This is a genomic window from Enterobacter sp. 296B2 (assembly GCF_034106185.1).
GTDB lineage: Bacteria > Pseudomonadota > Gammaproteobacteria > Enterobacterales > Enterobacteriaceae > Enterobacter > Enterobacter cloacae_N.
The window spans coordinates 1-20,744 of the sequence record NZ_JAWNCA010000024.1; the positions used below are offsets into that span (position 1 = coordinate 1).

The window sequence follows — 20,744 nt, forward strand, 5'->3', positions numbered from 1 at the left end:
CCGACAAGAAGGGAAAGGGCCTTCCCGAGGGTGGTAAAGGAAAGGCCCTGGAGATACCCCACAGCCCCGAAAAAAAGCCAGTCAGTTGCTTAACTGACTGGCATTACAACCGAAGTTGCCGTTTTGCTTTTATTTGCCTTCGTCCGGCAATGCGTACGCGACAATATAATCGCCCATCTTCGTGCCAAACGAGCCGTGACCACCCGCAGAGATGACAACGTACTGCTTGCCATTCACTTCATAGGTCATCGGCGTTGCCTGTCCACCGGCCGGCAGACGGCCCTGCCACAGTTTTTCACCGTTGGTCATGTTGTACGCGCGCAGATAGTTATCTGCGGTTGCCGCGATGAACAGCACGTTACCGGCGGTGGAGATAGGGCCACCCAGCATTGGCATACCCATATTGAACGGCACCGGAACCGGCATCGGGAACGGCATGCTGTCCTGTGGCGTACCAATACGTTTTTTCCAGACGATCTGGTTGGTTTTCAGATCCAGACCGGAGATGTAACCCCAGGCCGGCTGTTTACACGGCAGACCAAACGGAGACAGGAACGGGTTCAGGGTCACGCCAAACGGCACGCCATACTGCGGCTGAATACCGGCTTCGGTACCGCTGCCTTTCGCGTCTTTCGGCTGCTCCATCGGATTGCCCGGACCGCGTGGGATCAGACGAGAAACGAACGGCAGCGCCATTGGGTTGGCAATCGCCACCTGACGGTTCGGGTCAACGGAGATACCGCCCCACTCGAACATCCCCAGGTTACCCGGGAAGACCAGCGTGCCCTGCTCAGACGGCGGCGTGAAGATGCCTTCATAGCGCAGCTGATGGAACATCACGCGGCACACCAGCTGGTCAAACATGGTGGCACCCCACATGTCTGCACCGCTGAGGTCTTTCTTCGGACGGAAGCTCAGGTCAGAGAACGGCTGGGTTTTGCTGACGTAGTCGCCTTTTGCGGCACCCTGTGGAACCGGTTTTTCCGGTGCCGGCACAACCAGCTTACCGTTGCTGCGATCCAGGACGAAGATGTTGCCCGTCTTGGCCGGAGCGTAAATGACCGGCACGGTTTTGCCGTTTACGGTAATGTCGGCCAGCGTCGGCTGGGACGGCATATCCATATCCCACAGATCGTGGTGAACGGTCTGGTAGCTCCACGCCAGCTTACCGGTGGTCGCGTTCAGCGCCACGATAGCGCTCGCATAACGTTCCTGCTCCGGCGTACGGTTACCGCCCCAGATATCCGGCGTGGTCACGCCCATTGGCAGATAGACCAGGTCCAGCTTCGCGTCATACGCGGCTGGCGCCCAGGAGTTTGGCGAGTTGAAGGTAAAGGTGTGCTCGTCCGACGGGATCGCGTTTGGATCTTTCGCGCCCGGGTCGAAGGCCCACAGCAGTTTACCGGTGTTCACGTCGAAACCGCGGATAACGCCGGAGGTTTCACGCGTGGAGAAGTTATCCGTTACCGAACCGGCAATCACGATGGTTTTATCGGTGATGATTGGCGGCGAGGTTGGCTCATACAGACCCGGCGTGGTGTCCGGCATGTTGGTCTGCAGATTCAGGATGCCTTTGTTGGCAAAGGTTTCACACAGCTTGCCCGTTTCTGCGTTGATGGCGAACAGACGGCCATCGTTCACCGGCAGCATAATGCGGCGCGGGCAGTCGGCAATCACTTCCGGGCTGGCATTATCGGCACGCGCTTCGTGGTAAGAAACGCCACGGCAGGTGACATGCTGGAAGGACGGGTTGGAGTTCAGCTGCGGATCGAAGTGCCATTTCTCTTTACCGGTGGCCGCGTCGAGCGCGAACAGACGCTGGTGCGCCGTACACAGGTAGAGCATGTTGCCCACTTTAATCGGGGTCACTTCATTGGTCAGCTCGCCCGGATCGTTTGGCATCTTCAGGTCGCCGGTACGGAATACCCAGGCTTCCTTCAGGTTTTTAACGTTGTCCGCGTTGATCTGCTTCAGCGGGGAGTAGCGTTGACCTTCCTGGTTACGACCATAGGCCGGCCAGTCGCCGTCCGCCACCTGAGAGATAGCTGCCGCAGGCGTGGATTCCGCGTTCAGCGTACCGTTGATCTCCTGTGGGTCGTTAAAACCTGCCCATGTCAGGATGCCGCCGCTGATTAACAGCGCTACCACCAGCGCCGCAACGGCACCGCTGGAAGGGACAATCAGGCGACGCCAGACAAACGGCAGGATCAGCCAGATACCGAAGAAGACCAGGATGTCGCTGCGCGGGGTCAGTGCCCAGAAGTCGAAGCCGACTTCCCAGACGCCCCAGATCATCGTGGCGAGGAGCAGTGCGGCATAGAGCCACAGTGCGGATTGTTTTCTACGCCAGAGCAGGACGGTTACGCCAAGCATAACCAGGCCCGCAATCGGGTAGTACCAGGAGCCGCCGATCGCGACCAGCCAGACGCCACCGATTAACAGGTACAGGCCGCAGAAGGCGGCGAATAGCGCTGTTAGTGTCACCAGTAGACGCGGCTGTTTAGAGTTTGTTTCAGCCATAGAAAGTGTACTCGTCAGTTTTTGTTAATAATTTGCTAGCAACTAATTATAGGTATTAACAAGTGTGATCGGAATCACAATATTTGCTTTTTATAACTCATGCGCCAGGGTTATCCATTTGCTGGTATAATGGCTGGCTTGCGTATCGATGCCGGAAATACATTCACCTGCATTGAGAGATTTTCATTAAAATCATATGGTTAGTAATATGAAACATACTGTTGAAGTGATGATCCCGGAAGCCGAGATCAAAGCGCGTATCGCCGAACTGGGTCGTCAAATCACCGAACATTACAAGGACAGCGGCAGCGAAATGGTGCTGGTGGGCCTGTTGCGTGGCTCTTTCATGTTCATGGCAGACCTGTGCCGTGAAGTGCAGGTGCCACACGAGGTCGATTTTATGACCGCCTCCAGCTACGGCAGCGGCATGTCCACAACCCGTGATGTGAAAATCCTGAAAGATCTGGATGAAGATATTCGTGGTAAAGATGTGTTGATCGTTGAAGACATTATTGACTCAGGCAACACGCTATCAAAAGTGCGCGAGATCCTGAGCCTGCGTGAGCCAAAATCTCTGGCGATTTGTACTCTGCTGGATAAACCTGACCGCCGTGAAGTGCAGGTGCCGGTGGAGTTTGTCGGTTTCTCGATTCCGGACGAATTCGTCGTCGGTTACGGCATTGACTACGCGCAGCGTTATCGTCATCTGCCGTATGTCGGGAAAGTGGTATTGCTGGACGAGTAATAGCGGGCTGATGCCCTCATCCCAGCCCTCTCCCACGGGGAGAGGGTGAAAACCCCCGGCTTTGTTTATTTATGGTTCACATGCTTAAGCTTGAGGTTGGCAATCCCAGAACGGTAACGCTGCTCCAGCGTTTCGCGGTTAGTGGCGGTGACTTCCAGATTGCGCAGCAGGCCATCGTGAATACCGTACGCCCAGCCGTGGATTGAAACCTTCTGCCCGCGTTTCCACGCCGACTGCATGATGGTCGAATGCCCAAGGTTATATACCTGCTCCATCACGTTGAGCTCGCACAGGGTGTCCATGCGTCGCTCCTGCGGCATTTCGCCGAGCAGTGAACTATGTTTGAACCAGATATCGCGGATGTGCAGCAGCCAGTTATCAATCAACCCCAGTTCCGGATTTTCAACCGCCGCCTGCACGCCGCCGCAGCCGTAGTGGCCGCAAATAATGATGTGCTCGACTTCCAGAACGTCAACGGCATACTGAACCACGGAAAGACAGTTGAGATCGGTATGAATCACCAGGTTGGCGACGTTGCGGTGAACAAACAGTTCGCCGGGCTCAAGGCCGGTCAGGCGTTCCGCAGGTACGCGGCTGTCTGAACAGCCAATCCAGAGAAAGCGCGGGTTTTGGGCTTGCGCCAGTTTTCCAAAAAATCCGGGGTCTTCCTCCACCAGCATTTTTGACCATAGTGCATTGTTGCTAATGAGTGTATCTATGTCGTTCATGGAGGTTAGCGACCTGTAACCAAGTAATTGCGTTGCGCTACTATAGGGTAACCCGACTTTTAATGAAACCACACAACGTGTGTAAGAACTGAAGGTAAGTTAAATTCATGGCAATTGCACTGGAGCTTGAGCAGCTTAAAAAAACCTATCCGGGTGGCGTTCAGGCGCTACGCGGGATAGATCTAAAAGTAGAGGCCGGTGATTTTTACGCGCTTCTGGGGCCGAACGGGGCGGGGAAATCCACCACCATCGGGATCATCAGCTCGCTGGTGAACAAAACCTCCGGCCGCGTCAGCGTGTTCGGATACGATCTGCAAAAAGATGTGGTCAACGCCAAGCGTCAGCTGGGGCTGGTACCGCAGGAGTTTAACTTCAACCCGTTTGAGACGGTGCAGCAGATTGTCGTTAACCAGGCGGGTTATTACGGCGTTGAGCGTAAAGAGGCGCTGGAGCGCAGCGAAAAATACCTCAGGCAGCTCGATCTCTGGGAAAAACGTAACGAGCGTGCGCGCATGTTGTCCGGCGGGATGAAGCGCCGCCTGATGATTGCCCGTGCGCTGATGCACGAGCCAAAGCTGCTGATCCTCGATGAACCGACTGCGGGTGTCGATATCGAACTTCGTCGTTCCATGTGGGGCTTCCTGAAAGATCTCAACGACAAGGGCACTACCATCATTCTGACCACCCACTATCTGGAAGAGGCTGAAATGCTGTGCCGCAACATCGGCATCATTCAGCACGGCGAGCTGGTGGAAAACACCTCGATGAAGGATCTGCTCTCCAAGCTGAAATCAGAAACCTTTATTCTCGATCTGGCGGCAAAAAGCCCGCTACCGAAGCTTGAAGGGTACCAGTATCGCCTGGTAGATACCTCGACGCTGGAAGTGGAAGTGCTGCGCGAGCAGGGGATCAACAGCGTGTTCTCCCAGCTGAGCGCGCAGGGGATTCAGGTATTAAGTATGCGTAATAAAGCGAACCGACTGGAAGAGCTGTTTGTCTCTCTGGTGCAGGATAAACAAGGAGACAAGGCATGACGCATCTTTACTGGGTCGCGCTGAAGAGCATCTGGGCGAAAGAGATTAACCGCTTTATGCGTATCTGGGTGCAAACCCTGGTGCCGCCGGTCATCACTATGACGCTCTATTTCATTATCTTTGGTAACCTGATTGGCTCCCGCATTGGTGAAATGCACGGCTTTACCTACATGCAGTTTATCGTGCCGGGTCTGATCATGATGGCGGTGATCACCAACGCCTACGCCAATGTGGCGTCGTCGTTCTTTAGCGCCAAATTCCAGCGCAACATTGAAGAACTGCTGGTGGCACCGGTGCCGACGCACGTCATCATCGCCGGTTACGTGGGTGGCGGCGTGGCGCGCGGGCTGTGCGTAGGGATCCTGGTCACGGCGATTTCGCTGTTCTTCGTCCCGTTCCAGGTGCACTCGTGGCTGTTCGTGGCGCTCACGCTGCTCCTGACGGCGATCCTGTTTTCGCTGGCCGGTCTGCTGAACGCAGTATTCGCCAAAACGTTTGACGACATCAGCCTGATCCCGACCTTCGTGCTGACGCCGCTGACCTATCTCGGCGGGGTGTTCTACTCCCTGACGCTGCTGCCACCGTTCTGGCAGGCGCTGTCGCACCTGAACCCGATTGTCTACATGATCAGCGGTTTCCGCTTTGGCTTCCTCGGCATTACCGATGTGCCGCTGTTTACCACGGTGGCGGTGCTGGTGGTGTTCATCATCGCCTTCTACCTGCTGTGCTGGTATCTGATCCAGCGCGGGCGCGGTCTGCGCAGTTAGCCTCCTGCCCGGCGACGTTCTGGTTGCCGGGCACTTTCTTTGACAGTTATCACCGTAAGCAAACCTTCACTTCGCTAAACTACTTGCCTGCTAAGGAGAGAGTTATGCTGGGATGGGTTATTACCTGCCACGATGAACAGGCGCAGGAAATGCTGGACAAGCTTGAGGCCAGATTTGGCCCGCTGGCGCAATGCCGGGCGGTAAATTACTGGCGCGGGTTGAGCACCAACATGCTCAGCCGGATGATGTGCGATGCCCTGCATGAAACGGACACCGGTGATGGGGTCATTTTTCTTACCGATAAATCCGGGGCCGCGCCTTACCGGGCCGCGGCGTTACTGAGCCACAAGCATGATAACTGTGAAGTGATCTCCGGTATCAGCCTGCCTTTACTCGAAACCGTGTATCCGCTTTGTGCCTCGTTAAGCAGCGCCGCGTTTCGTCACGCCATCGTGGCAGAGGGGCTGCCGGAAGTGAGCAGCCTGTGGCACCAGCAGCAGAAGAACCCGCCTTTCGTTCTGCTTCACGATCTGTATAAGCATTAAACATTGGTATTGATGTCGCTTTTGCTACAATGGCGACTGATTTCCTGTGTCGATTAATATCCTATGTTCATGCGCGTTATCTTTCTCCTTTTGCTGCTGGTTTCCGGCGGAGCGTCTGCCAGCCTGATAAGTCAGCAAGGGCTTCCTGCTCAATATATGCAAACCACTGAGGATGCGGCCATCTGGTCCCAGGTGGGGAATGAGGTGGTTAACGTAGGCAATATTCGCGCCGGGCAGATCCTCGCGGTCTTTCCCGCTGCGGCGGATTATTATGAATTTCGCTTCGGATTCGGCACGGGGTTTATCGATAAAGATCACCTTGAGAAAGTGCAGGGCAAACAGCGCGTTGAGGACAGCCTGGGCGATCTTAACAAGCCGCTCAGTAACCAGAACCTCATTACCTGGAAAGATACGCCCGTCTATAACGCGCCCAGCAGCGGAAGTGCGCCTTTTGGCACCCTTAGCGCCAACCTGCGTTATCCCATTCTGAACAAACTTAAAGACCGTCTGAATCAGACCTGGTTTCAGATCCGCATTGGCAATCGTCTGGCGTGGATCAGCAGCCTGGATGCGCAGGAAGATAACGGCATTCCGGTTCTGACCTACCACCATATTCTGCGAGATGAGGAGAACACCCGTTTTCGTCATACTTCCACGACCACCAGCGTACGCGCGTTCAGCAACCAGATGACCTGGCTTCGCGACCAGGGGTACACCACGCTGACGATGTACCAGCTGGAAGGCTACGTGCGTAACAGGATGAACCTGCCAGCAAAGGCGGTGGTGATTACCTTTGACGACGGCCTGAAGTCGGTGAGCCGCTACGCGTATCCGGTTCTGAAACAATATGGCTTCAACGCGACGGCGTTTATCATTTCCTCACGAATTAAAGGCCATCCGCAGAAGTGGGACCCGAAATCGCTGCAGTTTATGAGCGTTCAGGAAATTAAGGGCATTCAGGACGTGTTCGACATTCAGTCTCATACTCACTTCCTGCATCGCGTCGACGGGTATAAACACCCGATCTTGCTGAGCCGCAGCTATCACGTGATCCTGTTTGATTTTGAACGTTCTCGTCGCGCGTTGTCGCAGTTTAATCCGCGCGTGCTGTACCTTTCCTATCCGTTTGGTGGCTACGACAATAAAGCGATCAAGGCGGCGAACGACGCCGGTTTTCATCTTGCGGTGACCACAGTGAAAGGGAAGGTGAAGCCGGGGGATAATCCGTTCTTACTGAAGCGTTTGTATATATTAAGAACGGATTCTCTGGAGACCATGTCGCGGCTGATCAGCAATCAGCCGCAGGGGTAACGATCAGGCAACCTGAACAGGAATCGCCTTCGCGGTACGCTTCATGTCGTTGTCGCCTTCAAAATAGGCCACTTTGGGCTGCCAGCGGCGCGCTTCTTCGTCAGACATCATCACGAAGCTGGCGATGATCACGATATCGCCCACGTCCGCGCAGTGCGCTGCCGCGCCGTTAACGGAGATGATTTTGGAGCCGCGCTCGGCGGCAATGGCGTAGGTGGAGAAGCGTTTGCCGTTGTTCACGTTCCAGATATCAATCGCTTCGTTTTCAAGAATACCCGCCGCGTCGAGGAAATCCTGGTCAATGGCGCAGGAGCCTTCATAGTGCAGGTCGGCCTGGGTGACTTTCACACGGTGAAGCTTACCTTGCAGCATTTTGCGAATCATTACGTTTACCTTTAATTATCCAGGGTGAAGAACTACGCCAGCTCAACCACTTTATTGTCGATAAGGCGTGCCTGGCCGAGCCATGCCGCCACCAGAATTACCGCGCGTTTGCTGGTCTGCGTCAGTTCAAGCAGGGTATCAGCATCGCGGATTTGAATATCATCAGCGCGGAAGCCTTTGTCGTTCAGCGCCTGCTCTGCAAGGGCGACGATCTCTTCTGCGTCCAGCTCTTTCGCCAGCAGCTGTTCCGCCATGGTGTTCATGACCTTGCTCAAGCCCGGTGCGAGCTTACGCTGGTCAGCGGTCAGGTAGCCGTTGCGCGAGCTGAGCGCCAGACCGTCTTTCGCACGCACAATCGGCACCCCGACAATCTCAATATCGTATCCCATATCGGCGACCATCTTGCGGATCAGCGCCAGCTGCTGGAAATCTTTCTCACCGAAGCAGGCAACGTCCGGCTGCACCAGGTTGAACAGCTTGCTGACGATGGTGGAGACGCCGCGGAAGTGTCCAGGGCGGCTGGCGCCTTCCAGCATGGTGGAAATGCCGGGGACATCAACGTACGTCGCCTCATCGGTACCCTGCGGGTAGATATCTGCCGGGGCCGGTGAGAAGACGATGTCTGCGTGGCGCTTTTTAAGCTTCTCGCAATCTTCCTGCAGGGTGCGCGGATAGCGTGCCAGGTCATCGGCGCGGTCAAACTGCATTGGGTTAACGAAGATACTGACCACCACGATATCTGCGCGGGCTTTTGCTTCGTCCACCAGCTTCATGTGGCCGTCATGCAGGTTGCCCATGGTTGGGACCAGTGCGATACGTTTACCTTCCTGACGCGCGCGACGAATATGCTGGCGAAGCAGCGGCAGGGTTTCAATGATTAGCACAACGAGACTCCTTAATGGAAACTGTGTTCTTCACCCGGGTAAACACCGGATTCAACGTCGGCAATATACTGCCTGACCGCAGCGCGCATGTCGCCCGCTTCGGTAAGGAAATTTTTGGCAAACTTCGGAATATGCCCTCCGGTAATGCCAAAGGCGTCGTGCATCACCAGAATCTGACCATCGGTCACGTTGCCTGCGCCAATACCAATCACCGGAATGGTTAGCGCGTCGGTGATGCGTTTCGCCAGCTCAACCGGCACGCACTCCAGCACCAGCAGCTGCGCGCCGGCGGCTTCCAGCGCCAGGGCATCATCAAACAGCGTCTGGGCTGCGTCGCCGCGGCCCTGCACTTTATACCCGCCAAAGATGTTGACGGACTGCGGCGTCAGTCCCAAATGACCGCACACCGGTACCGCGCGTTCGGTGAGCATTTTCACCGTATCCACCAGCCAGGCGCCGCCTTCAATTTTGACCATGTTAGCACCCGCGCGCATTACCGCCGCCGCGTTTTCAAATGCCTGCTCTGGCATGGCGTAGGCCATAAACGGCAGGTCGGAAAGCAGCAGGCAGGCAGGGGCTCCACGGCGCACGGCGCGGGTATGGTAAGCGATATCCTCAACCGTGACCGGCAGGGTGGAATCATGTCCTTGTACCGTCATCCCTAACGAATCTCCGACCAGCATGACGTTGATACCCTCTTCGGCAAACAGTTTGGCGAAGCTGTAGTCATACGCGGTGATGGTGGCGAAGCGTTTTTTTTCCTGTTTGCATTTCTGCAGTAAGGAGATGGTGGTTGGTTTCATACTGTTTCCTGATAGCCCAAAGCGAATCTTTGCGCATTCTAACAGTAACATTCGAGGGAACAATGATTTTAGGTAACCGATTAACCACAATTATTTTGCGGTCAATCGGTGGGGGAGAGGATCACCAGCGAGCGGGTCTTTCCGCGTTGAGGTTGCTCAGAACGGTCTTTAGTACGGTACCGTCCGGGAAGGTGAGATCGGGTGCCACTTCGAAGAGCGGCCAGAGCATAAAGCCACGGTTTTTCATGTCGTAATGCGGTACGGTGAGGCGCTCGGTATTAATCACTTCATGGCCGTACAGCATAATATCGAGGTCGAGCGTGCGCGGCCCCCAGCGTTCGGCTTTACGCACGCGTCCCTGCTGTAGCTCGATGCGCTGGGTATTGTCCAGCAGCGTTTCGGCATCGAGGGCCGTTTCCAGCACCACGGCGGCGTTCAGATAATCAGGCTGATCCTGCGGGCCGAGCGGCGGGGTGCGGTAAAACGAGGAGACCGCCACGATACGGCTTTGCGGGATCTCACCCAGGGCCTGTACGGCAGCGTTAACCTGCTCCAGCGGAGAGGCTAAATTACTGCCGATGGCGATATACGCGAGGGTCATGCTGTCCCTTCACGACGCGGCGCGCGTTTGCGCGGCCGACGATGACGGCGACGCGGCGCAGGCTCTTCATCCAGCCCGGTCAGCATATCTTTCTGCTCCGGCGGGGCGGAAACCTGGAACTCAGCCCACCACTGCGCCAGGCGCTGCAGCTCCTGATTACGTTCAGTTTCCGCACGCAGCGACAGCAGATCGAAGGCCGCGCGGAATTTTGGATGCTCCATCAGCTTCCAGGCGCGCTTGCCCTGACGGCGGGACATGCGCAGCTGTAGCTGCCAGATATCGCGCACCAGCGTGGTAATACGTTTCGGGATTGCCAGCGTGCGGCACCCTTCGTCCAGCACGTCGTTCGCGGCGAGCGCGAAGGCATCGTAATAGGCGAGACCGCTCTCCTGGGTGATTCTTTGAGCCGTTTCCAGCAGGGGATACCAGAACATCGCCGCAAACAGGAACGCCGGGTTCACGCGCATATCATTATGGATGCGGGTGTCGGTATTTTTCAGCACCTGCGCAATCATGCGCTCCATTGGGCTGTCACCGTTTTCGGTGAAGTAGCGGGTAATGGTCGGGAACAGCGGCTGGAACAGGTTGTATTCGCGCAGCAGATTGTAGGTTTCAAACCCGTAGCCAGCCTGCAGCAGCTTTAGCGCCTCTTCAAACAGGCGGGCAGGTGGTACGTCGTTAATCAGCGTTGCCAGACGCGGGATCGGCTCTGCGGTTTCCGGGCTGATGCGCATGTTCAGCTTGGCGGCAAAACGCACGGCGCGCAGCATGCGCACCGGATCTTCGCGATAGCGTGTTTCCGGCGTGCCGATCAGACGGATCAGACCCTCTTTCAGGTCCTGCATGCCGCCGACGTAATCGCGTACGGTGAAATCCGCCACGCTGTAATAAAGGCTGTTGATAGTGAAGTCGCGGCGCTGGGCATCTTCTTCGATAGAACCGAAGATATTGTCGCGCAGCAGCATGCCGTTCTGGCCGCGCTGTGACGTGGTGCGATCGGATGCGCCCGCTTCGTGGTGGCCGCGGAAGGTCGCCACTTCGATAATTTCTGGCCCAAACATCACGTGAGCGAGACGGAAACGGCGGCCAACGAGACGACAGTTACGGAATAATTTGCGCACCTGCTCAGGCGTGGCGCTGGTCGTCACGTCGAAATCTTTCGGTTTTTTGCCCAGCAGTAAATCACGCACCCCACCGCCAACGAGATAGGCCTCGTAGCCCGCTTTATTCAGACGATAGAGTACCTTGAGGGCATTTTCACTGATATCTTTGCGGGAAATATTGTGCTGCTCACGCGGAATAACCGACATGTGTGGCTGTGCAATAGCGTCGTTCGCCATGCTCTCTTCGCGGCTTAGCACTTTACGGCAAAAATTAGCGACTCGGGTAAAAATGGTACACCTCGTAGTGTGTTTTGTTATGAAAAAAGCGGCTAATCATAGCTCAGCGCAACGCATTTGAGAATGCTGGATTTTTGGCACCGCCGTGAGCGTCCAGTTGGCAATGGCTATTTTCAGCAGTTCGTCAATGCACAGATCCTGCCATTCGTTGGTTACATTCTGGTTGAGAAATCGCAGCGCGTCGATCAAAACAGGACGCGGATCGCCGTCTGGCAGGGCCGGAGCGTGGTTTTGCTTGGACAGCTTAACGCCCTGCGCATTGACCGCCAGCGGCAGATGAATGTAATCCGGCGCTGTCCAGCCAAACTGATGATACAACGATATTTGTCGCACCGTCGGTTCGACCAGATCTGCCCCGCGCACAATTTCCGTGACGCCCTGGAAACGATCGTCGACGACCACGGCCAGGTTATAGGCGAAAAGGCCGTCGCGGCGGTGAATAATAAAATCCTCGCGCGCGAGGCGCTCATCAGCATGGATTTCGCCGGAGAGTAAATCGTTAAAGCACGTCACCGGGAAGCGCTGCTTTATCCGTACGGCGGCATTTTCCGGGGGAAGATTCAGCGTGCGGCAGTGGCCGTCATAAACCCCTCCCACGCTCTGGATACGCGCGCGGGTACATGTGCAGTTATAGGAAAGCCCCTGAGCGCTAAGCCAGGCCAGACGTTCCCGGTAGGCTTCATGACGGTTTGACTGCCAGAGGACGTCGCCGTCCCAGTGAAGACCGTAATGTTCCAGCTGACGCAGAATGGTGTCTGCAGCACCGGGAACTTCACGCGGAGGGTCAATATCTTCAATGCGTACGAGCCATTTGCCCTGGCGGGCGCGAGCCTGCAGGTAGCTGCCGAGCGCGGCAATTAATGAGCCGAAGTGTAATTCACCGGAAGGAGATGGCGCGAAGCGCCCAATATAGTGTGATTCAGACATATCAACAGTAACAAGGCGGGAGAGACTCCCGCCTTTGGAGTGTGTAAACAGCGCTGGCGTTAGCCGGCCATCTGTTTTTCGCGGATTTCGGCCAGCGTTTTACAGTCGATGCACAGATCGGCGGTTGGACGCGCTTCCAGGCGACGAATACCGATTTCAACACCGCAGGATTCGCAGTAGCCAAAATCTTCGTCTTCGACTTTTTTCAGCGTTTTCTCGATCTTTTTGATCAGCTTGCGTTCGCGGTCACGGTTACGCAGTTCGAGGCTGAACTCTTCTTCCTGAGCGGCACGGTCTACCGGATCAGGGAAGTTAGCCGCTTCATCCTGCATATGCGAAACGGTGCGATCCACTTCATCCCTGAGTTGATTACGCCATGCTTCAAGAATACGCTTGAAGTGCGACAGCTGGGCTTCGTTCATATACTCTTCGCCCGGCTTCTCTTGATACGGCTCCACCCCAGCGATGGCGAGAATACTCAGGGACGATGTTTTACGGTTTTGCCCTTCTTGCATGTTGCTTCTCCTTAACACGCACTATCGATCCCCGTGTTGGGGGAAAAATCAGGTCGCTATAAATAGCAGATGCTTTTCCGTATGGCAATTATCTAAACGTAACACTTGACAAGCCTGTGAGGAAAAGCGTATTTGCGCACGCGGCCAGAACACTTATTCATCAATCCTCTAATCCCTTATAAGACAATGGGAAGAGACGATCTCAGAGTCATATTATCGGCAGAAAGTTCCGCTTTATAAGCTAAAACCTCTACCCCCTGCTTTTGTGCCTCATTCAACAGTTGTGCGTATTTAGGATCGATATGGCGGGCAGGGGAAAACCGTTCAATGGCTGAATGCAACACCGCAAACAGCAATACGGCGCGTTTGCCCGCCGCCGCAACACTCATTAGCTCTCGCAGATGCTTCTGCCCGCGTAGCGTTACCGCATCCGGAAAGAAGCCATTTTCCTGTTCCGCTAACGTCACTGATTTTACTTCAATATAGCACTCAGGCCGGTCTTCCGCCTGTAACATGAAGTCAATTCTGCTGCCTTCATCGCCATATTTCACTTCACTTTTATGCGTACCGTAACCCACAAGTTCGGGAATGGCGCCATTAGTCAGCGCTTCCTTAACGAGCTGATTTGCGCGCAGGGTGTTAACGCAAATAAACGCCCCGTTTTGCGTCTCGGTTATTTCCCAGGTATGGGCATATTTGCGTTTAGTATTTTCTGACGTGGAATACCAGACCGTGTCACCCGGGGCGGCACAACCGGTCATGGCGCCGGTGTTGGGGCAGTGCAGGGTGAGCGCTTCGCCTTCCGGCGTCACCACGTCCGCGAGGAAGCGTTTGTAGCGTTGGATCAGCGTGGCAGACTGGAGTGCAGGACTAAACTTCATCAGAATTCCTTGTGGTGTCGCCCAGCGTCCAGCGCTGTAGCGGCGTATAGCGGGTGCGTCCCTGTGCAAAGACGGATTCATAAAGCGCGAATTCATTGACCGGAAAAGCCCAATGAAAGCCCGGGGGCGGGATGGCAACGGCCTGACCGGCATCGCGCAATAACGTGATGTGCGGGTGAAACGGCTGCGGGCTTTGATAACAGCCGCTTCGCGCCGCCTGCGAGCGCAGCATATTGGCAAGCTGTAACAACCCGCGCGGCGGCTGGCGAGTACCTAGCCAGACCACGCGCGAACGCAGCCACTGGCCCGCGTCGTCGAGGTGCAGCGTAAACGCCGGCTGGGCAATGCGCCCGGCCATGGCGGCTAACGCCCGCTGTTTTTCGGCGCTCACGTCACCCAGAAACGCCAGCGTCAGGTGCAGGTTGGCTGCCGCAACGGGTCGGCCCGCTTCCGGCGGAAAATGTTCCGCGCGCCAGCGAACGATGTGCCGCTGTACGGTGGTGGGCAATTCAATGGCAAAAAACAGCCGTTTCGACTCAGACATTCGGGGGGACTCGGTAATGATATGCGCCGATGCTACAATGTACGCCGACTAATGTTAACCCTCTGGAGCTGTTAGTGTCCTCATTGCCGGTCGCCGTCGTCCTTCCTGAGCTTCTCGCTGCCTTACAACATGCCCCGCAGGTTTTGCTTAACGCGCCTACGGGGGCGGGTAAATCTACCTGGCTGCCGTTGCAGATCCTCAAAGAGGGGAAGATTGCCGGAAAAATCATCCTGCTCGAGCCGCGCAGGCTGGCCGCGCGCAACGTGGCGCAGCGGCTGGCGGAACTGCTGAATGAAAAACCGGGTGAAACGGTGGGCTACCGGATGCGTGCCGAAACCTGCGTCGGCCCGTCCACGCGTCTTGAGGTGGTCACCGAGGGCATTCTCACCCGCATGCTGCAAAACGATCCGGAGCTGACCGGCGTCGGGCTGGTGATTCTGGATGAGTTCCACGAGCGCAGCCTGCAGGCGGATCTGGCCCTGGCGCTGTTGCTGGATGTACAACAGGGACTGCGCGACGATCTCCGGCTGCTGATTATGTCGGCGACGCTGGACAACGAGCGGCTGCAGCAGACGCTGCCCGATGCGCCGGTTGTCGCCTCCGAAGGTCGAGCGTTCCCTGTTGAGCGCCGCTATCTGCCGCTTCCTGCCCATCAGCGCTTTGACGAAGCGGTGGCTGTTGCCACTGCTGACCTGCTTCGCCAGGAGCCCGGTTCGCTGCTGCTGTTTTTGCCCGGCGTGGGGGAGATTCAGCGCGTGCAGGAGCGGCTGGCCTCCAGGGTGGGCACTGACGTTATGCTTTGCCCGCTCTATGGTGCCTTGTCGTTGACCGAGCAGCGTAAAGCCATCCTTCCCGCCCCGGCGGGGCAGCGTAAAGTGGTGCTGGCAACCAACATTGCCGAAACCAGTTTGACCATCGAAGGCATTCGCCTGGTGGTGGATAGCGCGCAGGAGAGGGTGGCGAGCTTTGATCCGCGCACCGGGCTGACGAAATTGCTGACGCAGCGCATCAGCCAGGCGTCAATGGTGCAGCGCGCGGGCCGTGCGGGGCGTCTTGAGCCGGGGATTTGCCTGCACTTGACCAGCGCGGAGCACGCTGAACGCGCGGCACAGCAAAGCACGCCGGAGATTTTACAAAGCGATCTCTCAGGGCTGGTGATGGATCTTCTGCAGTGGGGCTGCCCGGACCCTGAACAGCTCACCTGGCTCAATCCGCCGCCCGTCGTGAACCTCGCCGCCGCGCGCAGCCTGCTGACTCAGCTTGGCGCGCTGGAAGGTGAACGTCTGACGGCGCGCGGTCAGAAAATGGCGGCGCTGGGCAACGATCCGCGTCTGGCGGCGATGCTGGTGGCCGCGCAGGGAGAAGATGAAATTGCCACGGCGGCGAAACTGGCGGCTATTCTCGAGGAACCGCCGCGCGGAGGCAGCAGCGATCTGGGGCAGGCGTTTTCGCGCAATCAGGGAAACTGGCAGCAGCGGGCGCAGCAGCTGTGCAAACGCTTGAACTGCCGGGGCGGTTCACCTGACGGCGATAAGATTGCCTCCCTGCTGGCGCTGGCCTTCCCGGACAGGATTGCGCGCCGCCGCGGGCTTGACGGTCGCTATCAGCTGGCAAACGGTATGGGGGCGATGCTGGACAGCGATGATGCCCTGACGCGTCACGAGTGGCTGATCGCCCCGCTGTTGCTTCAGGGCAGCCAGTCTCCGGATGCGCGTATCCTGCAGGCGATTGCCGTGGACGTAGACGCCCTGACGCGCACCTGCCCGCAGCTGCTCCAGCAATCGGACATCGTGGAATGGGATGACGCCCAGGGGACGCTGAAGGCGTTTCGGCGTAGCCAGATTGGCAAACTGATCCTCGGGACGAAACCGCTGGCGAAGCCGTCGGAAGAAGAGTTACACCAGGCAATGCTGAACGGCATCCGGGAAAAAGGGCTGGGCGTGCTGAACTGGACGCCGGAGGCCGAACAGTACCGTATTCGTCTGCACTGCGCCGCGAAGTGGCTACCGGAATACGGCTGGCCAGCGGTGGATGATGAGACGCTGCTGGCCACGCTTGAGCACTGGTTATTGCCGCAAATGAGCGGCGTGCACTCTCTGCGCGCCCTTAAGGCGCTTGATGTTAAGACCGCGTTACAGAATTTACTGGACTGGTCATTACGTCAACGTCTGGATAGTGAGCTTCCAGGGCATTACACTGTGCCCACCGGGAGCCGGATTGCCATTCGTTATCATGAGGATAATCCTCCGGCGCTGGCGGTTCGGATGCAGGAGATGTTTGGTGAAGCCACCACGCCGTCTATTGCTGAAGGGCGTGTGCCGTTGGTACTTGAGCTGCTCTCGCCTGCGCATCGTCCGTTGCAGATCACCCGCGATTTGGGGGCGTTCTGGGCGGGAAGCTACCGTGAAGTGCAGAAAGAGATGAAAGGGCGCTATCCCAAACACGTCTGGCCGGACGATCCGGCGAATACGGCGCCGACGCGGCGCACGAAGAAGTATTCGTGAGTTAGGTGAAAGAGGGGAGTGCGGCCTGATGAGTGCGGCCTGATGCCCTCACCCCGGCCCTCTCCCACAGGGAGAGGGAGAAAACACTAAAGACTTTCCTGACAGGAAAGTCTTGCTGTTTATTTTGAGAGATTTCTTCTTTCACAGGCCTGTGGAAGAAAAGAAAATCTGGCCTTTGCGCCTGAAAGTTGCGGAGAAAAAGCATGGCGGGGAATGACCGCGAGCCAATAGGACGTAAGGGAAAACCCGTGCGTCCGGCGAAAGAAAAGGTAAGCCGTCGTCGCCTCAGAGATGAGGACTATGACGATGACTATGAAGACGATTATGAGGATGAAGAACCCATGCCGCGTAAAGGGAAAGGCAAAGGGCGTAAGCCTCGGGGCAAGCGCGGCTGGTTCTGGCTGCTGCTGAAGCTGTTTATTGTTTTTGTGGTGCTGATCGCGATTTACGGCGTCTATCTGGATCAGAAGATCCGCAGTCGTATTGACGGAAAAGTCTGGCAGCTGCCTGCGGCAGTGTATGGTCGCATGGTGAACCTTGAGCCGGATATGTCCATCAGCAAGAACGAGATGGTGAAACTGCTGCAGGCCACACAGTATCGTCAGGTCACGAAGATGACGCGCCCGGGCGAGTTTACGGTGCAGGCGAAGAGCATTGAGATGATCCGTCGTCCGTTCGACTTCCCGGACAGCAAAGAAGGGCAGGTGCGCGCGCGTCTGACCTTTGACGGCGATCGGCTGGAAACCATCGAGAACATGGACAACAACCGCCAGTTCGGTTTCTTCCGTCTCGATCCGCGTCTGATCACCATGCTTTCATCGGCGAACGGCGAACAGCGTCTGTTCGTGGCGCGTAACGGTTTCCCGGACCTGCTGGTGGATACCCTGCTGGCAACCGAAGACCGCCACTTCTACGAGCACGACGGTATCAGCCTTTACTCCATCGGCCGTGCGGTGCTGGCGAACCTGACTGCGGGCCGTACCGTGCAGGGGGCGAGTACGCTGACCCAGCAGCTGGTGAAGAACCTGTTCCTCTCCAGCGAGCGTTCTTACTGGCGTAAAGCCAACGAAGCATACATGGCCGTGCTGATGGATGCGCGCTACAGCAAGGATCGTATCCTTGAGCTGTACATGAACGAGGTGTACCTCGGCCAGAGCGGCGATAACGAGATCCGCGGCTTCCCGCTGGCGAGCCTGTACTACTTTGGCCGCCCGGTGGAAGAGCTCAGCCTGGACCAGCAGGCGCTACTGGTGGGCATGGTGAAAGGGGCGTCCATTTACAACCCGTGGCGCAACCCTAAACTGGCGCTGGAGCGTCGTAACCTGGTGCTGCGCCTGCTGCAACAGCAGCAGGTCATTGACCAGGAGCTGTACGACATGCTGAGCGCACGTCCGCTGGGCGTGCAGCCGCGCGGTGGGGTGATCTCTCCACAGCCTGCCTTCATGCAGATGGTGCGTCAGGAGTTGCAGTCTAAGCTCGGGGATAAAGTCAAAGATCTCTCCGGCGTGAAGATCTTCACGACCTTTGATTCCGTGGCGCAGGACGCGGCAGAAAAAGCGGCGGTTGAAGGGATCCCGGCGCTGAAGAAACAGCGCAAGCTGAGCGATCTTGAAACCGCGATGGTGGTCGTTGACCGTAACACTGGCGAAGTGCGTGCGATGGTGGGCGGAGCCGAGCCGCAGTATGCAGGCTACAACCGTGCAATGCAGGCGCGTCGTTCGATTGGTTCTCTGGCTAAACCGGCGACCTATCTCACCGCGCTGAGCCAGCCGAATATGTATCGCCTGAACACCTGGATTGCCGATGCGCCAATCTCCCTGCGTCAGCCTAACGGCCAGGTATGGTCACCGCAGAACGATGATAAACAGTTCAGCGGCCAGGTGATGCTGGTGGATGCGTTAACCCGCTCCATGAACGTACCAACGGTTAACCTCGGTATGGCGCTGGGTCTGCCGGCCATTGTCGATACCTGGCAGAAGCTGGGCGTACCGAAAGATCAGCTGCACCCTGTTCCGGCGATGATTCTGGGGGCGCTTAACCTGACTCCGATCGAAGTAGCGCAGGCGTTCCAGACCATTGCCAGCGGGGGGAACCGCGCACCGCTCTCTGCCCTGCGTTCGGTGATTGCCGAAGATGGCTCCGTGCTGTATCAGAGCTTCCCGCAGGCGGAACGTGCCGTTCCCGCGCAGGCGGCCTATATGACGTTGTGGACGATGCAGCAGGTTGTGCAGCGCGGTACCGGTCGTCAGCTGGGGGCGAAGTATCCTGGTCTGCATCTGGCGGGTAAAACCGGGACCACCAACAACAACGTCGATACCTGGTTTGCCGGTATTGATGGCCGTGAAGTGGTGATTACCTGGGTAGGCCGTGACAACAACCAGCCGACCAAACTGTACGGGGCGAGCGGGGCGATGTCGATTTACCAGCGCTACCTGGCGAACCAGTCACCTGTGCCGCTAAATCTGGTTGCGCCGGAAGATATCGTCGATATGGGCGTGGATGGTTCCGGGAACTTTGTCTGCGGCGGCGGGATGCGTACCCTGCCGGTCTGGACGACCAACCCGGACTCGCTGTGCCAGCAGAGCCAGCCTGAACAGCCAACGGGCAACCCGTTCGATCAATCTTCTCAGCCGCAGCAGCCGCAGCAACAACCGGCTCAGCAGCAGAACGAGAAGAAAGACAGTGATGGCGTGGCCGGCTGGATCAAGGACATGTTTGGTGGAAACTAATTAATTTCCTGAATAAAAAAGCCGCTTTATATTAAAGCGGCTTTTTTTGTGATTTACACTTTGTAATTATTAAAAAAATTAAATCTTAAATTAAGTATTTTTAAGTTCATGTATTTTTCATTTAAAACATGCGGTTGTGGCTAACTGTATGTCTCGCCTCATTGTCCGCTCTGGACATAATGAAGAAAAATCTGATGTAATCTCCTCAAGAAATTCACTTGCTCTAAGGATGTTTCTAAAGAGTTAGTGGCGTAACTGTCGGAGAACATTCTAACGCGAAATATTTGTAGCGAGAATGGATGCCTCTATCATCAAATATAAGGATATTATTATGAATAAGTATGTTGTTTCTTCGTTATTAGCCGGAAGCATAATGGCCGCGCTGTCTTTGCCTGTATTTGCATCGAACGATTCCGGTACGGTGAACTTTGCCGGAAAAATTGTTGCTGATACCTGCGAAATTAACGTGGATGGATCCGGAACTAACGCTTCCACCGTCACTTTCGCCGATACCTATCCTTCGGATTTTGGCGCTGATGGTACGGTTGGCACCTCAAAAGCCTTTAAGATTGAAGTGAAAAAATGTGACCCTCTGGTCGCTAAACTGAACCTCAAGTTCAGCGGCACGACGACAGACGCCGCGTACAAGCGTTTGAAGAACGATCTGACAGGCGCAGGTAATGCGACCAACGTAGGTATTATCGTCAGCAATGATAACGGCTCAAAAGGCGATGTTATTTTCGACGGTTCAGTACCGGATGCGGGTACCGATGTGAATAACGACGCGACCGGGGCAACGGCTTCTGTCTTTAACTACACCGCGAAAGTGATTCAGGTGGGGGATACCGCGCCAACTGCAGGCCATTACTCCTCCTCTGCAACATTCGAGGTTGTCTACCGCTAAGCAATGACTGGCAGCCTG

20 protein-coding genes are annotated in these 20,744 nt (G+C 56.4%); 9 read left to right on the top strand and 11 right to left on the bottom strand.

Going from position 1 to position 20,744, the window contains the following annotated elements; genetic code table 11:
* Nucleotides 1-93 (top strand): hypothetical protein (locus URZ40_RS16770; protein ID WP_248113709.1); only part of this gene is annotated, 93 nt, incomplete at its 5' end.
* Nucleotides 94-129: 36 nt separating this feature from the next.
* Here the strand turns inward: URZ40_RS16770 and URZ40_RS16775 are convergent.
* The gene (locus tag URZ40_RS16775) at nt 130-2,520 is read right to left on the bottom strand and encodes a glucose/quinate/shikimate family membrane-bound PQQ-dependent dehydrogenase (protein WP_116342554.1); all 2,391 of its coding nucleotides are present in this window, start codon (nt 2,518-2,520) and stop codon (nt 130-132) included.
* A 208-nt stretch (nt 2,521-2,728) separates the two neighbouring features.
* On the opposite strand from URZ40_RS16775, the gene hpt reads away from it, so the two are divergent.
* Nucleotides 2,729-3,265, top strand: coding sequence for a hypoxanthine phosphoribosyltransferase (hpt, locus tag URZ40_RS16780; RefSeq protein WP_014882585.1), 537 nt, complete (start codon nt 2,729-2,731; stop codon nt 3,263-3,265).
* Nucleotides 3,266-3,330: 65 nt separating this feature from the next.
* Here the strand turns inward: hpt and can are convergent, their stop codons facing one another.
* On the bottom strand, nt 3,331-3,993 hold the full coding sequence (gene can / locus URZ40_RS16785) for a carbonate dehydratase (protein ID WP_014882586.1): 663 nt from the start codon (nt 3,991-3,993) through the stop codon (nt 3,331-3,333).
* 107 nt (nt 3,994-4,100) lie between these two features.
* Here can and URZ40_RS16790 point away from each other — a divergent pair, with 107 nt between their 5' ends.
* The 4 genes from URZ40_RS16790 to URZ40_RS16805 all read left to right on the top strand — a co-directional run bounded on the left by URZ40_RS16790 (nt 4,101) and on the right by URZ40_RS16805 (nt 7,650).
* Complete coding sequence (locus URZ40_RS16790) at nt 4,101-5,027, top strand: ABC transporter ATP-binding protein (protein WP_163330333.1); 927 nt, start codon at nt 4,101-4,103, stop codon at nt 5,025-5,027.
* Nucleotides 5,024-5,794: an ABC transporter permease gene (locus URZ40_RS16795; protein WP_023334536.1), complete on the top strand. Its 771-nt coding sequence runs from the start codon at nt 5,024-5,026 to the stop codon at nt 5,792-5,794. Before URZ40_RS16790 ends, URZ40_RS16795 begins: the two co-directional genes overlap by 4 nt.
* Before the next feature lie 104 nt (nt 5,795-5,898).
* Entirely contained in the window at nt 5,899-6,339 is a 441-nt protein-coding gene (locus tag URZ40_RS16800; RefSeq protein WP_320720887.1) for a PTS sugar transporter subunit IIA, read from the top strand.
* Between the two features lie 63 nt (nt 6,340-6,402).
* Complete coding sequence (locus tag URZ40_RS16805) at nt 6,403-7,650, top strand: polysaccharide deacetylase family protein (protein WP_320720888.1); 1,248 nt, start codon at nt 6,403-6,405, stop codon at nt 7,648-7,650.
* 3 nt (nt 7,651-7,653) lie between these two features.
* Here the strand turns inward: URZ40_RS16805 and panD are convergent, their stop codons facing one another.
* From panD to thpR, 9 genes are all read right to left on the bottom strand, one after another.
* The gene (panD, locus tag URZ40_RS16810) at nt 7,654-8,034 is read right to left on the bottom strand and encodes an aspartate 1-decarboxylase (RefSeq protein ID WP_006810068.1); all 381 of its coding nucleotides are present in this window, start codon (nt 8,032-8,034) and stop codon (nt 7,654-7,656) included.
* Nucleotides 8,035-8,066: 32 nt separating this feature from the next.
* Nucleotides 8,067-8,918 (bottom strand): pantoate--beta-alanine ligase, encoded by an 852-nt coding sequence (gene panC, locus URZ40_RS16815; RefSeq protein WP_163330334.1) that lies wholly within the window; start codon nt 8,916-8,918, stop codon nt 8,067-8,069.
* 11 nt (nt 8,919-8,929) lie between these two features.
* The gene (gene panB / locus URZ40_RS16820) at nt 8,930-9,721 is read right to left on the bottom strand and encodes a 3-methyl-2-oxobutanoate hydroxymethyltransferase (RefSeq protein WP_320720889.1); all 792 of its coding nucleotides are present in this window, start codon (nt 9,719-9,721) and stop codon (nt 8,930-8,932) included.
* Between the two features lie 121 nt (nt 9,722-9,842).
* Entirely contained in the window at nt 9,843-10,322 is a 480-nt protein-coding gene (folK, locus tag URZ40_RS16825) for a 2-amino-4-hydroxy-6-hydroxymethyldihydropteridine diphosphokinase (protein WP_233002970.1), read from the bottom strand.
* Nucleotides 10,319-11,716, bottom strand: coding sequence for a polynucleotide adenylyltransferase PcnB (pcnB, locus tag URZ40_RS16830; protein WP_028015552.1), 1,398 nt, complete (start codon nt 11,714-11,716; stop codon nt 10,319-10,321). The genes folK and pcnB overlap by 4 nt, the downstream gene beginning before the upstream one ends.
* A gap of 42 nt (nt 11,717-11,758) precedes the next feature.
* Nucleotides 11,759-12,649, bottom strand: coding sequence for a tRNA glutamyl-Q(34) synthetase GluQRS (gluQRS, locus tag URZ40_RS16835; RefSeq protein WP_116342570.1), 891 nt, complete (start codon nt 12,647-12,649; stop codon nt 11,759-11,761).
* Nucleotides 12,650-12,708: 59 nt separating this feature from the next.
* A complete protein-coding gene (dksA, locus tag URZ40_RS16840; RefSeq protein ID WP_013095632.1) occupies nt 12,709-13,164 on the bottom strand; it encodes an RNA polymerase-binding protein DksA in 456 nt (151 codons plus the stop codon).
* A 176-nt stretch (nt 13,165-13,340) separates the two neighbouring features.
* The gene (sfsA, locus tag URZ40_RS16845) at nt 13,341-14,045 is read right to left on the bottom strand and encodes a DNA/RNA nuclease SfsA (RefSeq protein ID WP_116342572.1); all 705 of its coding nucleotides are present in this window, start codon (nt 14,043-14,045) and stop codon (nt 13,341-13,343) included.
* Nucleotides 14,035-14,589, bottom strand: coding sequence for an RNA 2',3'-cyclic phosphodiesterase (thpR, locus tag URZ40_RS16850; protein ID WP_320720890.1), 555 nt, complete (start codon nt 14,587-14,589; stop codon nt 14,035-14,037). The genes sfsA and thpR overlap by 11 nt, the downstream gene beginning before the upstream one ends.
* Before the next feature lie 74 nt (nt 14,590-14,663).
* Here thpR and hrpB point away from each other — a divergent pair, with 74 nt between their 5' ends.
* The 3 genes from hrpB (at nt 14,664) to URZ40_RS16865 (ending at nt 20,726) form a co-directional block, all read left to right on the top strand.
* A complete protein-coding gene (gene hrpB / locus URZ40_RS16855) occupies nt 14,664-17,093 on the top strand; it encodes an ATP-dependent helicase HrpB (RefSeq protein WP_320720891.1) in 2,430 nt (809 codons plus the stop codon).
* Nucleotides 17,094-17,296: 203 nt separating this feature from the next.
* Nucleotides 17,297-19,822 (top strand): bifunctional glycosyl transferase/transpeptidase, encoded by a 2,526-nt coding sequence (gene mrcB, locus URZ40_RS16860; protein ID WP_316380923.1) that lies wholly within the window; start codon nt 17,297-17,299, stop codon nt 19,820-19,822.
* 295 nt (nt 19,823-20,117) lie between these two features.
* Nucleotides 20,118-20,726, top strand: a complete 609-nt coding sequence (locus tag URZ40_RS16865; protein WP_166710153.1) for a fimbrial protein — start codon at nt 20,118-20,120, stop codon at nt 20,724-20,726.
* The last annotated feature ends 18 nt before the right edge of the window (nt 20,727-20,744 follow it).

What these genes read in the sequence shown, in the direction of transcription:
- folK (WP_233002970.1), bottom strand. Translation starts at nt 10,322, where the DNA reads ATGACCCTCGCGTATATCGCCATCGGCAGTAATTTAGCCTCTCCGCTG.
- thpR (WP_320720890.1), bottom strand. Translation starts at nt 14,589, where the DNA reads ATGTCTGAGTCGAAACGGCTGTTTTTTGCCATTGAATTGCCCACCACC.
- panB (WP_320720889.1), bottom strand. Translation starts at nt 9,721, where the DNA reads ATGAAACCAACCACCATCTCCTTACTGCAGAAATGCAAACAGGAAAAA.
- URZ40_RS16805 (WP_320720888.1), top strand. Translation starts at nt 6,403, where the DNA reads ATGTTCATGCGCGTTATCTTTCTCCTTTTGCTGCTGGTTTCCGGCGGA.
- panD (WP_006810068.1), bottom strand. Translation starts at nt 8,034, where the DNA reads ATGATTCGCAAAATGCTGCAAGGTAAGCTTCACCGTGTGAAAGTCACC.
- dksA (WP_013095632.1), bottom strand. Translation starts at nt 13,164, where the DNA reads ATGCAAGAAGGGCAAAACCGTAAAACATCGTCCCTGAGTATTCTCGCC.
- sfsA (WP_116342572.1), bottom strand. Translation starts at nt 14,045, where the DNA reads ATGAAGTTTAGTCCTGCACTCCAGTCTGCCACGCTGATCCAACGCTAC.
- URZ40_RS16795 (WP_023334536.1), top strand. Translation starts at nt 5,024, where the DNA reads ATGACGCATCTTTACTGGGTCGCGCTGAAGAGCATCTGGGCGAAAGAG.
- gluQRS (WP_116342570.1), bottom strand. Translation starts at nt 12,649, where the DNA reads ATGTCTGAATCACACTATATTGGGCGCTTCGCGCCATCTCCTTCCGGT.
- URZ40_RS16790 (WP_163330333.1), top strand. Translation starts at nt 4,101, where the DNA reads ATGGCAATTGCACTGGAGCTTGAGCAGCTTAAAAAAACCTATCCGGGT.
- mrcB (WP_316380923.1), top strand. Translation starts at nt 17,297, where the DNA reads ATGGCGGGGAATGACCGCGAGCCAATAGGACGTAAGGGAAAACCCGTG.
- can (WP_014882586.1), bottom strand. Translation starts at nt 3,993, where the DNA reads ATGAACGACATAGATACACTCATTAGCAACAATGCACTATGGTCAAAA.
- URZ40_RS16800 (WP_320720887.1), top strand. Translation starts at nt 5,899, where the DNA reads ATGCTGGGATGGGTTATTACCTGCCACGATGAACAGGCGCAGGAAATG.
- hpt (WP_014882585.1), top strand. Translation starts at nt 2,729, where the DNA reads ATGAAACATACTGTTGAAGTGATGATCCCGGAAGCCGAGATCAAAGCG.
- URZ40_RS16865 (WP_166710153.1), top strand. Translation starts at nt 20,118, where the DNA reads ATGGATGCCTCTATCATCAAATATAAGGATATTATTATGAATAAGTAT.
- URZ40_RS16775 (WP_116342554.1), bottom strand. Translation starts at nt 2,520, where the DNA reads ATGGCTGAAACAAACTCTAAACAGCCGCGTCTACTGGTGACACTAACA.